Genomic DNA, 16,697 nt, shown 5'->3' with positions numbered 1-16,697 from the left:
GTGTTAGGCCTGCCGCCAGCGTTCAATCTGAGCCATGATCAAACTCTTCAATTTAAAAGTTTGATGCTCAATGAATTAAACTTCGTAATGAATTACGTGTTCACTCGTTGAGACTTGGTATTCATTTATCGTCCGAGGACGTTAAGAATCCATGTCACTTTGAGTGCCCACACAGATTGTCTGATAAATTGTTAAAGAGCAGTTGCGACGCACTTCAGCGCTCTGTCGCGAGGTGGCGTATATTACGCTTTCCTCTTTCAGAGTCAACCCTGATTTTCAGGATTTTTTCTCTTCAACCGACCGGGTTGTTTGTGAAGTGATTCACATCCGCCGTGTCGATGGAGGCGCATTATAGGGAGTTCCCGAGCGACCGCAACCGAAAAGTTGCAAAAAGATGACTGACTGCTGTATTCCCCAGCAAAACCCCGCTTTATACCCTTTTACACACAGACTTATCCACAATACAACGCGTAAGCTTCATAAGAACCCACGGATTGAGGGGGATAATCAACTATACTATTGGCAAATATTTTCCCTGACAGACAATATCCATGATCACACAACGCCTCACCCGAGACTGGCGCATTCCTGGCGCTGGCCTCATGACGCTGCTACTCCTTATTGCGGGCTTCACTCTGCACGCACACTGGGGGGCTTTCATCCAATGGTGTCTTGCTACGCAAATCACCCTGCACCGTTATCTGGTGATGTACCTGTTGCAGCTTAATAACCATCAGTACAGCGGTGGCTTATGGCTATTAACCGGCGCGTTCTTCTATGGCGTACTTCACGCTATCGGGCCGGGGCACGGCAAATTCATTGTCACTACCTATCTCAGTACAAATAAAGAGAGCGAACTGGCTGCCCGGGTCGTTCCGTTTTTTGGCAGTATGCTGCAGGGCGTCAGCGCCATTCTGTTTGTCTTTATTCTGGCGGTGGGGTTTAACCTGGCGTCCGGGGATATCAGTACCAGCCGCTGGTATGTCGAGAAGATAAGCGCGGTCCTCATTGGCGCATTCGGCGCGTTTATCATTTACCAGGCGCTGAAAAGCCTGCGCCCGCGCAGGATGGCAATCTCCGCCATCACGCCCCTTCACCAGCATGATGAACATTGTGGCTGCGGCCATCACGGCGTAGGGGCAGACCTTGCGCAGGGTGACTGGAAAACCCGTCTGGGTGTAATTCTGGCGATCGGCGCGCGTCCGTGCAGTGGGGCCATTATGATCCTGATGTTTTCGAATGCGCTGGGCATCGTCACCTGGGGAATGGCCGCGGTAATGACCATGTCACTGGGAACCGCGCTGTCGATTATGGGGCTATCGCTGGCCGTGCGTTACGCCCGGGAGCGCACGGTCGCCTGGTTTGGCGGCGGCGCCTCGCTAAAGTGGCTGGTTCCGGCGGTCAAGATTGCCGGCGGGATTGTTCTGATCCTGTTTGCGACCATCCTGTTCCTGACGGTGATCCCCATTAGCGCCAATGGCGATTACATCGCCGCAGGATGCTAATAAAAGAAAACCCGCCAGCGGCGGGTTTTTTGATTACTCGTTGATGCGTGGATGTTGGTCCACCAGTCGGGAGCGTTTCTTCTGCAGTTCTTCAATCTCTGCGTCAATATCTTCAATCTTCTGCTCGACGTTATCGTAGTGCTCGCGCAGGATCTCTTTCGCTTCCTGAATATCCGACGCCGCAGGCGTCGCCCCTTTCAGAGGACGGTTCGCCGTCTCCTTCATGGTAATACCCGTAATCAAACCAATCACCGCGATAACCATCAGGTAATAAGCGGGCATCATCAGGTTTTGCGTGCTTTCCACCAGAGAGGCGGCAAGCGTCGGCGTCAGACCGGCAATCAGAACCGAGATGTTAAAGGCCGCCGCCAGCGCACTGTAGCGAATATGCGTCGGGAACATGGCCGGTAGTGTAGAGGCCATCACCCCGATGAAGCAGTTGAGGATCACCGCCAGCATCAGCAAGCCGGCAAAAATCAGGCCCAGCACATTGCTGTTAATCAGAATGAATGCCGGAATAGCAAGGGCAAACAGCGCAACGCTACCCAGAATAATGAACGGTCGACGGCCAAAGCGGTCACTCAACAGCCCCATAATCGGTTGCACAAACAGCATACCCACCATGATGGCGATAATGATCAGCACACCGTGGTCTTCCGAGTAGTGCAGGTTATGCGACAGATAGCTCGGCATGTAGGTCAGCAGCATGTAGTAAGTCACGTTCGTGGAGATCACCAGGCCGATACAGACCAGCAGGCTGCGCCAGTGTTTGGTCGCGATCTCTTTAAAGGAGACTTTCGGGCCATCCTGCAGACCTTCGCGGTCACCCTGCTCAAGCTTATCAACGTGCTGCTGGAACGCAGGCGTCTCTTCAAGCGCATGACGCAGGTACAGGCCAATGATCCCCAGCGGCAGCGCGAGGAAGAACGGAATACGCCAGCCCCATTCAAGGAAGTTCGCCTCACCAACCACGGTTGAAATCAGCACCACCACGCCCGCACCCATGACGAACCCGGCAATGGAACCAAAGTCCAGCCAGCTTCCCATAAAGCCACGTTTACGGTCCGGGGAGTACTCTGCAACGAAGATCGAGGCACCGGTATATTCTCCCCCTACGGAGAATCCCTGAGCCATCTTACAGAGCAGCAGCAATATTGGCGCCCAGATGCCAATCGAAGCATAAGACGGGATCAGGCCAATACAGAATGTACTGATCGACATAATGACAATGGTGATGGCCAGGATCTTCTGACGACCATATTTATCACCAAGCATACCGAAGAACAGACCACCCAGCGGGCGAATGAGGAAGGGAACCGAGAACGTACCCAGCGCGGCAATCATCTGCAGGCTGGGGTCGGCGCCGGGGAAGAACACTTTACCTAACGCATAGGCCACGAAGCCGTAGACACCAAAATCGAACCATTCCATCGCATTACCGAGCGAGGCGGCAGTGATCGCTTTACGCAGTTTTGCATCATCGATGATGGTGACGTCGCGAAGCGTGATGGGTTTAATCTTTTTCCTTCTAAGCATAGCTTTCCTCGTAGACTCAGCCCTGTCCATTTCACCGGCCATCTGGTGAACCGTGAAACGGGGATCCGCTCCATGCGAATCGCCTTATTCAAGCGTAGCAGGTTTACTTACATTGACGTTTTACGTCGATACAACCGAACCTGTTGACGCCTGTCTGGGCAGTTAATGACCTTTTTACCCTACCAGCGTTTATATTTGTGATCAACTTCACATATATTTTTCCGTATCGTCAACTGAGTTCAATATTTGTCAATTTCCGCCCATCAGCTCTTTCTTATCCACCAAAAAAGAACATGCTCACGCACGTTATTATCGCCTGAACAACAATTCTCAAAACCATACTGCGTCACATCAGATTTACATAAATTTTAAATATTAAAACGCGGTTCGAATATTTACGCCGAATATGTGATAGAGATAACTAAAACACTGTTTTATTTTCATTGAATCATCATTCCAATGATCGCATGATAAATCCGAACGCAACGTCCAGCGGGCTTTTGAGCGGCATGAATCAAGAGCGCGCGATTAATTTCCCTGAAAGGATAACGAAGCGCCAGGCTAAGCATCCTTTCAATTAATTGAATTTGTTGATTTTATTTTCGATAGCATTCCGTCCGCCACGCGGGACACGATGTGAGGGTTGTACATGAAGATTAAAGCCACAATAGAACGCATCCCCGGCGGGATGATGCTGGTTCCTCTGGTGCTTGGCGCCATTCTGAATACCCTGGCACCTGATACCGGTGCTTATTTTGGTGGTTTCACAAAAGGAATGATTACGGGAACCGTGCCCATTCTGGCCGTCTGGTTCTTTTGTATTGGAGCATCTATTAACCTGCGGGCAACGGGTACCGTATTACGTAAATCCGGAACGCTGGTTATAACGAAAATTGCGGTTGCCTGGGTTGTGGCAATGGTCTGTGCACTGTTCATTCCGGAGAATGGCATTCAGACCGGATTCTTCGCCGGATTATCCGTTCTGGCCATTGTCTCCGCGATGGATATGACTAACGGTGGGCTCTATGCCAGCCTGATGAACCAGTACGGCACAAAAGAGGAGTCTGGCGCCTTTGTGCTGATGTCTCTGGAGTCCGGTCCGCTGATGACGATGTTGATTCTGGGCTCGGCGGGGCTGGCCTCGTTTGAACCACACCACTTTGTCGGCGCGATCCTGCCTTTCCTGATCGGTTTTGCGCTGGGGAATCTGGACCACGATCTGCGCGATTTCTTCAGCAAAGCCACGCCGGTGCTGATCCCGTTCTTCGGCTTCGCGCTGGGGAATACCATTAACCTGAAGGTGATCCTCGATACCGGTCTGCTGGGTATTGTCCTGGGCGTGGCTGTTATCATTATCACCGGCATTCCGCTGATCATTGCCGATCGCGTAATTGGCGGAGGAAACGGAACGGCAGGTGTAGCCGCCTCTTCAGCCGCCGGGGCCGCCGTGGCGAATCCGGTGATCATTGCCCAGATTAACCCGGCTTTCGAACCGGTTGCGGCCTCGGCAACGGCGCTGGTTGCCGCCAGCGTGATCGTCACCGCCATTCTGGTGCCCATCATCACGGCCCTGTATGCGAAGCGCTTCGGCAATCTCCCCGAGCCGGATACAGAACCGAAAGCGGTAGAGCTTCATCATTAACGCACCGCATAAGACCCCCCTCTGCCCACCGGGTGAGGGGTTCAACCAAAAATTTCTTCCACCATCCCATCCACCAGCCGCTTTGCCGAACAGAGTCTCGGCATACCCAGCGCGACCGTTTGCCAGTTTTGGGTTACTGACCAGCTCACCGGGTGGCTGTCCGCCTGACACCAGTCCCCCAGCCAGCCCAGCATATCTTTATGATCGATGCTCCCCGGCGTAGAGGGGGTTGTGAGCCACTGGTGATAAAAATGGCGGGTAGTGGGAGAAGCATTGATCCCCTGCGCCAGATAATTTGCCGCCATGCTGCGCAGGTTATCCTTGAGCATTGCCGCCACGTCCGCATTCGCCAGACGACAGGCATCGCCAAATGCTCCCCAGCGCAACTCTTCCAGCACAATGTAGCAACGCCCGGCCAGCGACCAGCCATCATAGTGTCCCGCCCGCCAGCGGGTAAAAATCTGCTCGCTATGATCGCCCGCCTGCACCGTTAACCCACGCTGGGACAACGCCTTTTCTTTATAGGCTGCGCGTTGAAGAAAATGGGAAGAGAGTTCAGCGTACTGCTGAACCAGGCCCGGCGAGGGCTGCGTACGCAGAGAGGTTTGCTGGCGCAGGGCAACCAGTTTATCGGCCATACGCGTCAGCGCGAGATGCCCCGGATCCAGCATGCCGGCCAGCTTTTCCGCCAGCCCCAGGCGCAGAGCCGCATTTTCGTTGAGCATTCCCGCCATTGCCCACGGTCGCAGCCGGGTGTGCGTCATGATCTCCTGCGTCAAACGCTCACGAAACTGCAGCTGTTGCGGCCCCAGATGGGTATGACGCGGCGCGTCTACCCCCTGGACCAGATCGACCATAAATTTAGGATGGATACACTCCAGCGTCCGCCCGGGACCGTCCAGTAGCTGTGTTGTCATGGTTGCTCTGCCGCGAAAAGAGTTTGAATATCATCGCGTAACAGTCGGGTATCTTCCTGAATCCACGTCGCAGTCGTGATACTTTGTTTCAACAGCTGGCTGAGCGATCGGGTCGAATGCTCATTTTGCTGACGGACTGCGAGGCTATCACGCAAGCTTTCCTGTAACCCGGCAAGGCATAACGAAAATTCTGCAAAGAACGTTGCCATACCCGCCGTAACAGAGACATCGACCTGCGCGGTTAAAGCTTTACGGATTTGTTCACAAAACTGATCAATATGCTGCATAAACTTGTCATGCAGCTGCGCAATATCAATAACGTATCGCGTGCGCGTCGCCACATAATCTTCCCAGCCCCAGCCAGGATTGTTCAGCCAGCGCGACACCGTTTCCCGTACACTTCCCGCAGCCGATGGCTGGCCTGCCGGACGGGTATCCTCCGCGATGGCATCAGTAAACAGCGCCCGCGTATTGAAGTTCAGCTGATTTGCCTGAAATGCCGGGAAACTGATCCGCGCCCGAAAACCGGCATGGCTGAGCTGCTCTTTAATACGCAGCTCAATGGGCCGCATCGCCTCATTCAGCGAACGCGCCAGCGTAGACTCCAGCTGATCGAAGCGAAGCGCCAGCTCCCGGCTGATTTTCGTCTGTGCGTCCAGCATGACCTGCTCGCAGGCGGAGCGGATGCTGTTCAGTACCGTTTGCGCCTGCCTCTCATCATCCAGCACCAGCTGCGTCAGCGCCTCCTGCCGATGATTCAGCGGATCAATACCTGCCAAATCAAGTAGCGTGTGGCTGTTGAAGATATGGCCAATCGCCTGCTGAAGGGCTCCTTTCTGCAACGCCATAAAATCGTCAGTGGCGTGGAGGGCCTGCTCCACTTCGTGTTTGACTTCTTCGCTGGCCACGCGCTGCCGCGTTTGCAGCAGAGCCATATCCTCTTCAAGACGCGTAATATTCAGTTCCAGCGATTCAAAGGCCACCGTCAGGGCCTGATAGCGAAAATCGAGATACTCTCTGGCATTTTGGGCATAGTTGAGCAGCTTATGCGACGCCGAACGCAGCGCAAATAACGACGCATTGGCATAGGCGGCGTAAATCAGTTTGCGGATAGGTTGTTCAAATAACGAATCTTCCCACAGCAAATCAGCCGCATGGCGAATATGTTCGATATCGTCCAGGTCCGCCGTACGCCAGCGACGCCCCAGCGCGGCCTCGGCAAAGTCCTGTACCCAGCGCTGTTCCTGGTGATCCGGTAGCTGCCCATGGTTCGCCATCTCATAGCGGGCGCGGTTTGCCAGATAGGCCCACATCGACGAAACAGGGTAAATTTGTCCCGGAGAGATGTTCCCTTTCATTAAGGTCCCGGAGATCATCGCCCTGACCTGCTCTTCATCGTCGCTGTTGCGATCCTTCTGGTCGAATTTATTCACCAGCGCATACAAAGGCACCGATTTTCCCGCTACCGAAATGGCCTGACGAACCTCTTCATCAGAAATCGATTTGAGCTGGGTATAGTCCATCACCGCCAGCACCGCGGAGGCGCGGGACAACTGTTCGGTGAGCATTTTTTGCAGATGGGGCTGCCCGGCTTCATTTGGCCCAGGCGTGTCCAGCAGCGTCAGCTGCCCCAGGTGCGCATCCAGACCCGCAAGATGCACAAACTCCACCTCAATCACCGGTATATGCTCTATCGCCGCGTACTCAGAGAATGGGAAGGCCACGTCCAGCGCCTGAGAGAGCCTCACGAGGTCGTTCAGGCTTTTCAGACAATGAAATATCGGCTGCGCCCCAAGGTGGTGCTTCTCGAAAGCCTCGCCTCTTTCAATTCTCTCCAGCAGCGTATTCATGTCTTTATCGATTTCCAGACGCTGCGCCAGCTTACCGCGATCGTCATCGCAGAGCTTTTTCTGTAGCAGTTGGATCAAATCATCAATGGGAGAGACATGCGTAAAATGCAGTACCGGCTCTTTCTGGCCCGGCGTATGACGAATAAGGGTCGGAAGCGCCGTCATCGGACGGTTGCGGTTGGGCAATACTTCGGTGCCCACAATCGCATTAATGGTGGTCGATTTCCCCGCCTTCATGGTTCCAACAATAGCCAGCACCATTTCCAGACGGGTTATTTTGCGCAATTCACTATTCAGCATCGCCTGCTGTGCTTCGACACCACGCGCGCTAAAATGCAAAGGTAAAACGTTGTTCTTTTCACCCGTAATGGCCGTCGCGGTACTCTCCAGCATCGCTATCGGCATTGATTTCAAGGTATCAAGGTTTTGCAGGGCGAGTTGTAGCAACCGTTCTGCTTCCTGGCTTAATTCAAAAATTGTCTGTGTGTGCATGATAAAAGCCTTTCCTTAACGCAAATTTATTACTTTTATTAAGCCACCGGGTTTTAATTATGTTTTTCGGCTTATATGATCACGTGTGGAAAACATGTTCACCGAAATATAACTGATTGAAGACAATCAGAAATAAATCGCTATCCTTGCATGGCGTGAAAAGCTTTTCTCCTGACCTGATAGTCAAAAGATAAAAAGCCTAGCCCATTTTTAAGAAACTTCAGGATATATCATCATTATTTACCCACCTAAAAAGAGAGGGAATGGTTCAGCGTCATAACAGATGTACGACGACGAAAACCGGCGATAAATAACAATGTGTCGCTTCACCTTATCCGAAATGGCGGAACGTAGCAATTTGCCGCAATAAAATATTCGATATATTCAGTGTCAATTCTTCCCAACACGTTAATGGCGTTAGCATCGCTTAACCGACTGACAGAAAGTGTCACCCGCAACACGCTTTTCGGTTTTTTTTTATTAAACAATATCACCGACAATCGTGTGGATTTGCGTTATACTTGCCCTCTTTTTCGGCGCTCTGCCGTCATTTTGCTGGCACTTTCCAGCGTGTTAAGCACTTTTTTGAGGATACCCCCGATGCAACTTCCACACTGCCCGAAATGCAATTCTGAATACACCTATGAAGATAATGGCATGTTCATCTGCCCGGAATGCGCCCACGAATGGAACGACGCAGAGCCGTCACAGGATGCTGACGTGCTGATTGTAAAAGATGCTAACGGTAACCTGCTGGCAGATGGCGACAGCGTCACCGTCGTCAAAGACCTGAAGGTTAAAGGCAGCTCTTCCATGCTGAAGATCGGGACCAAAGTGAAGAATATCCGTCTGGTTGAAGGCGATCATAATATCGACTGCAAAATTGACGGTTTTGGTCCAATGAAACTGAAATCTGAGTTTGTGAAAAAGAACTGATTTGCCCGCCCGGTGGCGCTTCGCTTACCGGGCACACACCCACTACACTTAATGGGCTTTTCTTACGTGAGGTAAAGATTATGCCGTTAAGTCCCTACATCTCTTTCGCCGGCAACTGCGCAGAGGCAACCGCCTTTTATCAGCAGGCCGTCGGCGCAGAACTCCTCTATAAAATCACCTTCGGCGAAATGCCAAAAAGCGAGAGCAGCGAAGAAGGCTGCCCGTCTGGCATGCAGTTCCCGGACTCCGCTATAGCCCACTCCAACGTTCGCATTGCGGGCAGCGATATCATGATGAGCGATGGCCTGCCGCCGGGCAGTAAGGCGCAGTATGCCGGATTCACGCTGGTTCTCGACACACAGGATGTCAATGAAGGCAAACGCTGGTTCGACAATCTCGCGGATGGCGGAAATATTGAAATGGCCTGGCAGGAGACCTTCTGGGCGCACGGTTTCGGTAAGGTCACCGACAAATACGGCGTGCCGTGGATGATTAACGTCGTTAAGCAGCAACAAAGTTCGTAGGCCGGATAAGCGCAGCGCATCCGGCAACAACCCCGGGTGGCGCTGCGCTGACCGGGCCTGGAAAGATTGTCATCGTTTTCACTTCAACTCTTCAAACTCCCGCAACCTGCACTTAACCCAAATGTCATATTGATGCGCCAGCATGAGGCCACATTTATTGTGAGGCCCAGCATATGCAAACCGTCATCCGCGTAGAGAAACTGAGCAAGACCTTTCATCACAACAAGGCTCTGCATGCCGTTGATCTGACCGTCCAGCAGGGCGACATGGTAGCGCTGCTGGGGCCATCCGGTTCAGGTAAATCCACCCTATTGCGTCACTTAAGCGGCCTGATTACCGGCGATAGCATCCCGGAAAGCCACGTCGAACTGCTGGGCAACACCGTACAGCGCGCAGGGCGACTGGCGCGGGATATCCGCAAAAGCCGCGCGCAGACAGGCTGCATCTTCCAGCAATTTAATCTGGTAAATCGACTGACGGTGCTGGAGAACGTGCTGATTGGCGCGCTCGGCAGCACCCCATTCTGGCGCACCTGTCTGCGCTGGTTCTCCCCGTTACAGAAGCAAGAGGCGTTGCGGGCACTCACCCGCGTAGGCATGGCGCACTTCGCCCATCAGCGCGTCTCCACCCTCTCCGGTGGACAACAGCAGCGCGTGGCCATCGCCCGTGCCCTGATGCAGAAAGCGAAAATCATCCTTGCCGACGAGCCCATCGCCTCGCTGGATCCGGAATCCGCCCGCATCGTGATGGAAACCCTGCATGACATTAACCAGAACGACGGCATCACCGTGGTGGTGACGCTGTATCAGGTGGATTACGCCCTGCGCTACTGCGAGCGCATTGTCGCCCTGCGTCAGGGACATGTGTTCTTTGATGGCGCAAGCCACCAGTTTGATAACGAACGTTTTGACCATCTCTACCGCAGCATTAACCGTGTCGAAGAGAACGCGAAGGCTGCATAACGTCCCCACTACGAGGAATGGAAATGAGCTATAAAACGGTTGCCGCGCTGGCTTTTACCAGCATGTTCAGCATCAGCACCCTGTTAAGCCCTGCGTACGCCGAGGAGCAGGAAAAAGCGCTGAACTTTGGCATTATTTCGACGGAATCACAGCAGAACCTGAAGCCTCAGTGGGAACCCTTCCTGAAAGATATGGAAACCAAACTGGGGATCAAAGTAAACGCCTTCTTCGCCCCGGATTACGCGGGCATCATCCAGGGGATGCGCTTTAACAAAGTGGACATCGCCTGGTATGGCAACCTCTCCGCCATGGAAGCGGTGGATCGTGCAAACGGCCAGGTCTTTGCCCAGACCGTTGCTGCAGATGGCTCTCCGGGTTACTGGAGCGTGCTGATCGTCAACAAAGACAGCCCGATCAATAACCTCAACGATATGCTCGCCAAACGCAAAGAACTGACCTTCGGCAACGGCGATCCGAACTCCACTTCTGGCTTCCTGGTGCCGGGCTATTACGTCTTCGCCAAAAATAATGCCTCTGCCACCGATTTCAAACGCACCGTCAATGCCAGCCATGAAACCAACGCCCTGGCCGTGGCCAACAAGCAGGTGGACGTCGCCACCAACAACACCGAAAACCTCGACAAGCTGAAGACCTCCGCACCGGACAAGCTGAAAGAGCTGAAGGTGATCTGGAAATCCCCTCTCATCCCGGGAGACCCGATTGTCTGGCGCAAAAACCTCTCTGAAGGCACCAAGGACAAGGTGTACGACTTCTTTATGACCTACGGCAAAACGCCGGAAGAGAAAGCCGTGCTGACGCGCCTGGGCTGGGCACCGTTCCGCCCGTCGAGCGACCTGCAACTGGTCCCGATTCGCCAGCTGGCGCTGTTTAAAGAGATGCAGGGCGTGAAGGACAACAAGGGGCTTAAGGACGAGGAGAAGACCAGCAAAGTGGCAGCTATTCAGGCCCAGCTGGAAGACCTGGACCGCCTGACCGCCGCGCTTGGTGCAATGACCAGTGTGAATAAAGCGGTGCAGTAACGCTTTTCTCCCTCTCCCTGTGGGAGAGGGAACTAAACACAAAGGAGTCAACATGCAAACCATCACCCTCCCACCGCCGAAACGCAGCTGGTTCTCGCTATTTAGCTGGGCCATCCTGCTGGCGGTGCTGGTTATCTCCTGGAAGGGCGCGGAGATGGATCCGCTGCTGCTGTTTAAAGACGCCGGTAACATGGCCACCTTCGCTGCCGACTTCTTCCCGCCCGATTTTAGCCAGTGGCAGGACTATCTCGGCGAAATGGCTGTCACCCTGCAAATCGCCGTCTGGGGGACCGCCCTGGCCGTCATCCTCTCCATTCCGTTTGGCCTGATGAGCGCGGAAAACATCGTTCCGTGGTGGGTTTATCAGCCGATGCGCCGCCTGATGGACGCCTGCCGCGCCATTAACGAAATGGTGTTCGCGATGCTGTTCGTGGTTGCCGTGGGTCTGGGGCCGTTCGCGGGGGTGATGGCGCTGTTCATCCACACCACCGGCGTGCTCTCCAAGCTGCTTTCCGAAGCCGTGGAAGCCATTGAACCCGGCCCGGTCGAAGGTATTCGCGCCACCGGCGCCAACAAAATTGAAGAGATCCTTTACGGCGTGCTGCCCCAGGTCATGCCGCTGCTGATCTCCTATTCGCTCTACCGCTTCGAATCTAACGTCCGTTCCGCCACCGTCGTCGGCATGGTCGGCGCAGGGGGCATTGGCGTCACCCTGTGGGAGGCGATCCGCGGTTTCCAGTTCCAGCAAACCTGCGCCCTGATGGTACTCATCATCATCACCGTCAGCCTGCTGGATTTCCTCTCTCAACGTTTGCGTAAGCACTTCATCTGAGAAGCGAGGCTTTGATTGGTATGCACTTATCCAGACATCCGACCAGTTACCCTACCCGCTGGCAAGAGATTGCAGCAAAGCTCGAAGTGGAGCTGCGCACCCATTATCGCTGCGGAGACTACCTGCCAGCCGAACAGCAGCTTGCCGACCGCTATGAAGTGAATCGCCACACCCTGCGCCGCGCCATCGATCAGCTGGTTGAGCGCGGATGGGTACAGCGCCGTCAGGGCGTCGGCGTGCTGGTGCTGATGCGCCCGTTCGACTACCCGCTCAATGCCCAGGCGCGCTTTAGTCAGAACCTGCTCGACCAGGGAAGCCATCCCACCAGCGAAAAACTGCTCTCCGTGCTGCGTCCGGCCTCCAGCCATGTAGCCGATGCGCTGGGTATTCAGGAGGGCGACAACGTTGTGCATCTGCGCACCCTGCGCCGGGTCAATGGCGTGGCAGTCTGCCAGATAGATCACTACTTCAGCGACCTGAGCCTCTGGCCGGTGCTGCAACACTTCTCCAGCGGTTCACTGCATGACTTTTTGCAGGACGCCACGGGTCTTGTGCTCAAACGTACCCAGACGCGTATCAGCGCCCGCCGCGCGCAGGCGAAAGAGAGCAAGGTGCTGGAGATCCCCAACATGGCTCCGCTGCTCTGCGTGCGCACCCTCAACCACCGTGACGGCGAGATCAACGCAACGGAGTACTCCGTCAGCCTGACCCGCGCCGACATGATTGAATTCACCATGGAGCACTGAATGCATTTCGACACCTCCACCCGTCAGCGCTGGATGCGCGCCCTGGCCCATAGCCAGCCTGCTGCACTGGCGAGCCGCATGAACGCGCTTAACCTGACGCCAGACTATGAAACGCTCCGCGCGCCGGAAATTGGCCTGGTACAGATCCAGGCAAGAATGGGCGGTACCGGGGAGCGCTTTTTCGCCGGTGATGCCGCCCTCACCCGCGCGGTCATTCGTCTGAGCAGCGGCACGCTGGGTTACAGCTACGTGCTCGGTCGCGATAAACCGCACGCCGAGCGCTGCGCGGTGATCGACGCCCTGCTGCAGGAACAACCCCATTTCCAGACCCTGATGGAAACCCTGATTGCCCCGCTGGAAGCCGACCTCGCCGCGCGCACTGCCGCACGTCAGGCGCAAGTCAATACCAGCCGGGTCGACTTCTTTACGCTTGTTCGCGGAGATAACGCATGACGCTTCAACCCGCTTTTACCCTGGCTGTCCAGGATGCCCAACACAGTTTTCGTCGCCTGCTGAAAGCCATGAGCGAGCCTGGCGTGATTGTCTCCCTGCATCAGCTCTCCCAGGGCTGGCTGCCGCTGAACCTGGCGACCACCAGCGTACTGCTGACTCTCGCCGACAACGATACCCCGGTGTGGCTTTCGGGGACGTTATCCAATGACATCGCCAGCCAGAATCTGCGTTTTCACACTAACGCCCCGCTGGTTGAGCAGCCCCGTCAGGCGGTGTTTGCCGTTGCCGATGAGCAAATCAGCCATGAGCAGCTCAATGCCCTGAGTGAAGGCAGCGCGGTAGCACCGGAGACCAGCGCCACGCTGCTCCTGCAGGTCGCCAGCCTGAGCGGTGGTCGCATGCTGCGCCTGACCGGGGCGGGGATTGCCGACGAACGCATGGTCGCGCCACAGCTGCCGGAGTGCATTATTCATGAGCTGACCGAACGCCCGCATCCGTTCCCGCTGGGCATTGACCTGATCCTGACCTGCGGCGAGCGCCTGCTGGCGATCCCGCGAACCACCCACGTGGAGGTGTGCTGATGTACGTTGCCGTCAAAGGGGGCGAGAAGGCCATCGCCGCCGCCCATGCGCTACAGGCGCACAGACGACGGGGTGATGAACAGCTTCCCGAGCTGAGCGTCGCCCAGATTGAGCAGCAGTTGAACCTGGCGGTGGATCGGGTGATGACCGAAGGCGGCGTCGCCGACCGCGAGCTGGCAGCGCTGGCGCTGAAGCAGGCCAGCGGCGACAACGTCGAAGCCATCTTTTTGCTGCGCGCCTGGCGCACCACCGTTCCCCGCCTGGCGGTGAGCGAGCCGGTCAATACGGCAGAAATGCGCCTGGAGCGGCGAATTTCCGCCGTTTATAAAGATATTCCCGGCGGCCAGCTCCTTGGCCCTACGTACGACTACACCCACCGCCTGCTGGATTTCACCCTGCTGGCGAACGGCGAAACGCCGCCGCTCAGCACCACGGAGACCGGGCAGGAAGCGTCTCCGCACGTCTTTAGCCTGCTGGCGAAGCAGGGTCTGGCAAAGGCTGAAGAAGAGACCGGAGCACAACCCGACGACATCACCCGCACGCCTCCCGTTTACCCCTGTTCACGCTCGTCTCGCCTGCAGCAGCTGATGCGCGGGGACGAAGGCTATCTGCTGGCGCTGGCCTATTCAACGCAGCGCGGCTACGGGCGTAACCACCCGTTTGCGGCGGAGATCCGCAGCGGCTATCTCGACGTCGAAATCATCCCCGAAGAGCTGGGTTTTGCTGTGAACGTCGGTGAACTGCTAATGACCGAGTGTGAAATGGTGAATGGTTTTGTCGCACCTGACGACGACACCCCACACTTTACCCGTGGTTACGGGTTGGTCTTTGGCATGAGCGAGCGTAAAGCCATGGCGATGGCGCTGGTTGACCGCGCCCTGCAGGCGCCGGACTACGGCGAACAGATTTCCGGCCCGGCACAGGACGAAGAGTTCGTGCTGGCCCATGCGGATAACGTCGAGGCGGCGGGCTTTGTTTCGCACCTCAAGCTGCCGCATTACGTTGACTTCCAGGCCGAACTGGAACTGCTGAAACGTCTGCAACGGGAGCGTGAAAATGGCTAACCTAAGCGGCTACAACTTTGCTTATCTGGACGAGCAAACCAAACGCATGATCCGCCGCGCCATCCTGAAAGCGGTCGCTATCCCCGGCTATCAGGTGCCGTTTGGTGGTCGAGAAATGCCGATGCCTTACGGCTGGGGCACCGGGGGCATTCAGCTTACCGCCAGCGTCATCGGTGAGTCAGACGTGCTGAAGGTCATCGACCAGGGAGCCGACGACACCACCAACGCCGTGTCGATTCGCAACTTCTTTAAGCGCGTGACGGGCGTCAACACCACCGAAAAAACCGAAGATGCGACGCTTATCCAGACCCGCCACCGCATTCCCGAAACGCCGCTCACGGAAGATCAGATTTTGATTTTCCAGGTGCCGATCCCGGAGCCGCTGCGCTTTATTGAGCCGCGCGAAACCGAAACCCGCACCATGCACGCCCTGGAAGAGTACGGGGTAATGCAGGTGAAGCTGTATGAAGATATCGCCCGCTTCGGCCATATCGCCACCACCTACGCCTACCCGGTGAAGGTCAACGGGCGCTACGTGATGGATCCGTCGCCGATCCCGAAATTCGACAACCCGAAAATGGACATGATGCCTGCCCTGCAGCTGTTCGGTGCCGGGCGCGAAAAGCGCATCTACGCCGTCCCGCCCTACACCCGCGTGGAGAGTCTCGATTTCGATGACCACCCGTTCACGGTGCAGGAGTGGGACGAGCCGTGCGCCATCTGCGGCTCGAAGCACAGCTATCTGGATGAAGTGGTGCTGGATGATACGGGCAAACGGATGTTTGTCTGCTCCGACACCGATTACTGCCGCCAACAGAGCGAGGCGAACAGCCAATGAAACCGCTGCTTTCAGTGAACAACCTGACCCACCTTTACGCGCCGGGCAAAGGCTTCAGCGACGTCTCGTTCGAGCTGTGGCCGGGCGAGGTGCTGGGAATTGTCGGTGAATCCGGCTCGGGTAAAACCACCCTGCTGAAGTCCATCTCCGCGCGCCTGGCCCCGCAGAACGGCGAGATTTTGTATGAGGGCGCCTCCCTCTATGGCATGAGCGAGGCTGAACGTCGCCGCCTGCTGCGCACCGAATGGGGCGTGGTACATCAGCATCCGCTGGACGGGCTGCGTCGTCAGGTCTCGGCGGGAGGCAATATCGGCGAACGGCTGATGGCGACCGGCGCGCGGCACTACGGCAACATCCGGGAAACCGCACAGCGCTGGCTGACCGATGTGGAGATCCCCGCCTCGCGCATCGACGATTTGCCCACCACCTTCTCCGGCGGCATGCAGCAGCGCCTGCAGATCGCCCGTAACCTGGTCACCCACCCGAAGCTGGTGTTTATGGATGAACCCACCGGTGGGCTGGACGTCTCCGTGCAGGCGCGCCTGCTCGACCTGCTGCGCGGTCTGGTGGTGGAGCTAAACCTGGCGGTGGTGATTGTCACCCATGATCTGGGCGTCGCTCGCCTGCTGGCAGACCGTCTGCTGGTAATGAAGCAGGGTCAGGTGGTGGAAAGTGGGTTAACCGACCGCGTGCTCGACGATCCGCTCCATCCTTACACCCAGCTGCTGGTGTCATCCGTGTTGCAGAATTGAGGGCGCCACCCGGCAAAACGAACGCCG

At 56.0% G+C, this 16,697-nt stretch carries 16 protein-coding genes; 13 read left to right on the top strand and 3 right to left on the bottom strand.

The genetic code is table 11. From position 1 onward, the window contains the following. The first annotated feature begins 551 nt into the window (after positions 1-551). Entirely contained in the window at positions 552-1,505 is a 954-nt protein-coding gene (locus APU11_RS25045; protein ID WP_038418498.1) for a nickel/cobalt transporter, read from the top strand. Positions 1,506-1,538: 33 nt separating this feature from the next. Here the strand turns inward: APU11_RS25045 and proP are convergent, their stop codons facing one another. Beyond that, positions 1,539-3,041, bottom strand: coding sequence for a glycine betaine/L-proline transporter ProP (gene proP / locus APU11_RS25040; RefSeq protein ID WP_013095119.1), 1,503 nt, complete (start codon positions 3,039-3,041; stop codon positions 1,539-1,541). A 649-nt stretch (positions 3,042-3,690) separates the two neighbouring features. On the opposite strand from proP, the gene kdgT reads away from it, so the two are divergent. Then, positions 3,691-4,683 carry a 2-keto-3-deoxygluconate transporter gene (kdgT, locus tag APU11_RS25035; RefSeq protein ID WP_013095118.1) on the top strand — a complete coding sequence of 331 codons (993 nt, stop codon included), beginning with the start codon at positions 3,691-3,693 and terminating at the stop codon, positions 4,681-4,683. A 41-nt stretch (positions 4,684-4,724) separates the two neighbouring features. Here the strand turns inward: kdgT and APU11_RS25030 are convergent, their stop codons facing one another. Together APU11_RS25030 and crfC are read right to left on the bottom strand one after the other, a co-directional pair. Beyond that, entirely contained in the window at positions 4,725-5,600 is an 876-nt protein-coding gene (locus tag APU11_RS25030; protein WP_029882903.1) for a diguanylate cyclase regulator RdcB family protein, read from the bottom strand. Continuing rightward, a complete protein-coding gene (gene crfC, locus APU11_RS25025; RefSeq protein WP_058650699.1) occupies positions 5,597-7,942 on the bottom strand; it encodes a clamp-binding protein CrfC in 2,346 nt (781 codons plus the stop codon). Before crfC ends, APU11_RS25030 begins: the two co-directional genes overlap by 4 nt. Before the next feature lie 600 nt (positions 7,943-8,542). Here crfC and APU11_RS25020 point away from each other — a divergent pair. The 11 genes from APU11_RS25020 to phnK all read left to right on the top strand — a co-directional run bounded on the left by APU11_RS25020 (position 8,543) and on the right by phnK (position 16,670). Beyond that, positions 8,543-8,878: a zinc ribbon domain-containing protein YjdM gene (locus APU11_RS25020; RefSeq protein WP_013095115.1), complete on the top strand. Its 336-nt coding sequence runs from the start codon at positions 8,543-8,545 to the stop codon at positions 8,876-8,878. An 80-nt stretch (positions 8,879-8,958) separates the two neighbouring features. Then, the gene (yjdN, locus tag APU11_RS25015) at positions 8,959-9,402 is read left to right on the top strand and encodes a VOC family metalloprotein YjdN (RefSeq protein ID WP_023621457.1); all 444 of its coding nucleotides are present in this window, start codon (positions 8,959-8,961) and stop codon (positions 9,400-9,402) included. A 173-nt stretch (positions 9,403-9,575) separates the two neighbouring features. Then, positions 9,576-10,364, top strand: a complete 789-nt coding sequence (phnC, locus tag APU11_RS25010) for a phosphonate ABC transporter ATP-binding protein (protein ID WP_058650698.1) — start codon at positions 9,576-9,578, stop codon at positions 10,362-10,364. Between the two features lie 23 nt (positions 10,365-10,387). Further along, positions 10,388-11,404, top strand: a complete 1,017-nt coding sequence (gene phnD, locus APU11_RS25005; protein ID WP_058650697.1) for a phosphonate ABC transporter substrate-binding protein — start codon at positions 10,388-10,390, stop codon at positions 11,402-11,404. Positions 11,405-11,456: 52 nt separating this feature from the next. Continuing rightward, positions 11,457-12,236, top strand: coding sequence for a phosphonate ABC transporter, permease protein PhnE (gene phnE, locus APU11_RS25000; RefSeq protein ID WP_014830325.1), 780 nt, complete (start codon positions 11,457-11,459; stop codon positions 12,234-12,236). A 20-nt stretch (positions 12,237-12,256) separates the two neighbouring features. Further along, positions 12,257-12,982, top strand: coding sequence for a phosphonate metabolism transcriptional regulator PhnF (gene phnF / locus APU11_RS24995; protein WP_013095110.1), 726 nt, complete (start codon positions 12,257-12,259; stop codon positions 12,980-12,982). Further along, on the top strand, positions 12,983-13,435 hold the full coding sequence (gene phnG / locus APU11_RS24990) for a phosphonate C-P lyase system protein PhnG (RefSeq protein ID WP_014830324.1): 453 nt from the start codon (positions 12,983-12,985) through the stop codon (positions 13,433-13,435). It abuts the gene before it with no gap. After that, positions 13,432-14,016, top strand: a complete 585-nt coding sequence (gene phnH, locus APU11_RS24985) for a phosphonate C-P lyase system protein PhnH (protein WP_013095108.1) — start codon at positions 13,432-13,434, stop codon at positions 14,014-14,016. Before phnG ends, phnH begins: the two co-directional genes overlap by 4 nt. Next, positions 14,016-15,080, top strand: coding sequence for a carbon-phosphorus lyase complex subunit PhnI (locus APU11_RS24980; protein WP_038980855.1), 1,065 nt, complete (start codon positions 14,016-14,018; stop codon positions 15,078-15,080). Before phnH ends, APU11_RS24980 begins: the two co-directional genes overlap by 1 nt. Further along, positions 15,073-15,918 (top strand): alpha-D-ribose 1-methylphosphonate 5-phosphate C-P-lyase PhnJ, encoded by an 846-nt coding sequence (gene phnJ, locus APU11_RS24975; protein WP_013095106.1) that lies wholly within the window; start codon positions 15,073-15,075, stop codon positions 15,916-15,918. Before APU11_RS24980 ends, phnJ begins: the two co-directional genes overlap by 8 nt. Then, positions 15,915-16,670, top strand: a complete 756-nt coding sequence (phnK, locus tag APU11_RS24970; protein WP_013095105.1) for a phosphonate C-P lyase system protein PhnK — start codon at positions 15,915-15,917, stop codon at positions 16,668-16,670. Before phnJ ends, phnK begins: the two co-directional genes overlap by 4 nt. The last annotated feature ends 27 nt before the right edge of the window (positions 16,671-16,697 follow it).

Source organism: Enterobacter sp. 50793107 (genome assembly GCF_001463365.1).
In the GTDB taxonomy this organism is placed as follows: Bacteria; Pseudomonadota; Gammaproteobacteria; order Enterobacterales; family Enterobacteriaceae; genus Enterobacter; species Enterobacter cloacae.
Note: the sequence above shows the minus strand (reverse complement) of the source record. Positions and strands in the feature narration are given on the sequence as shown.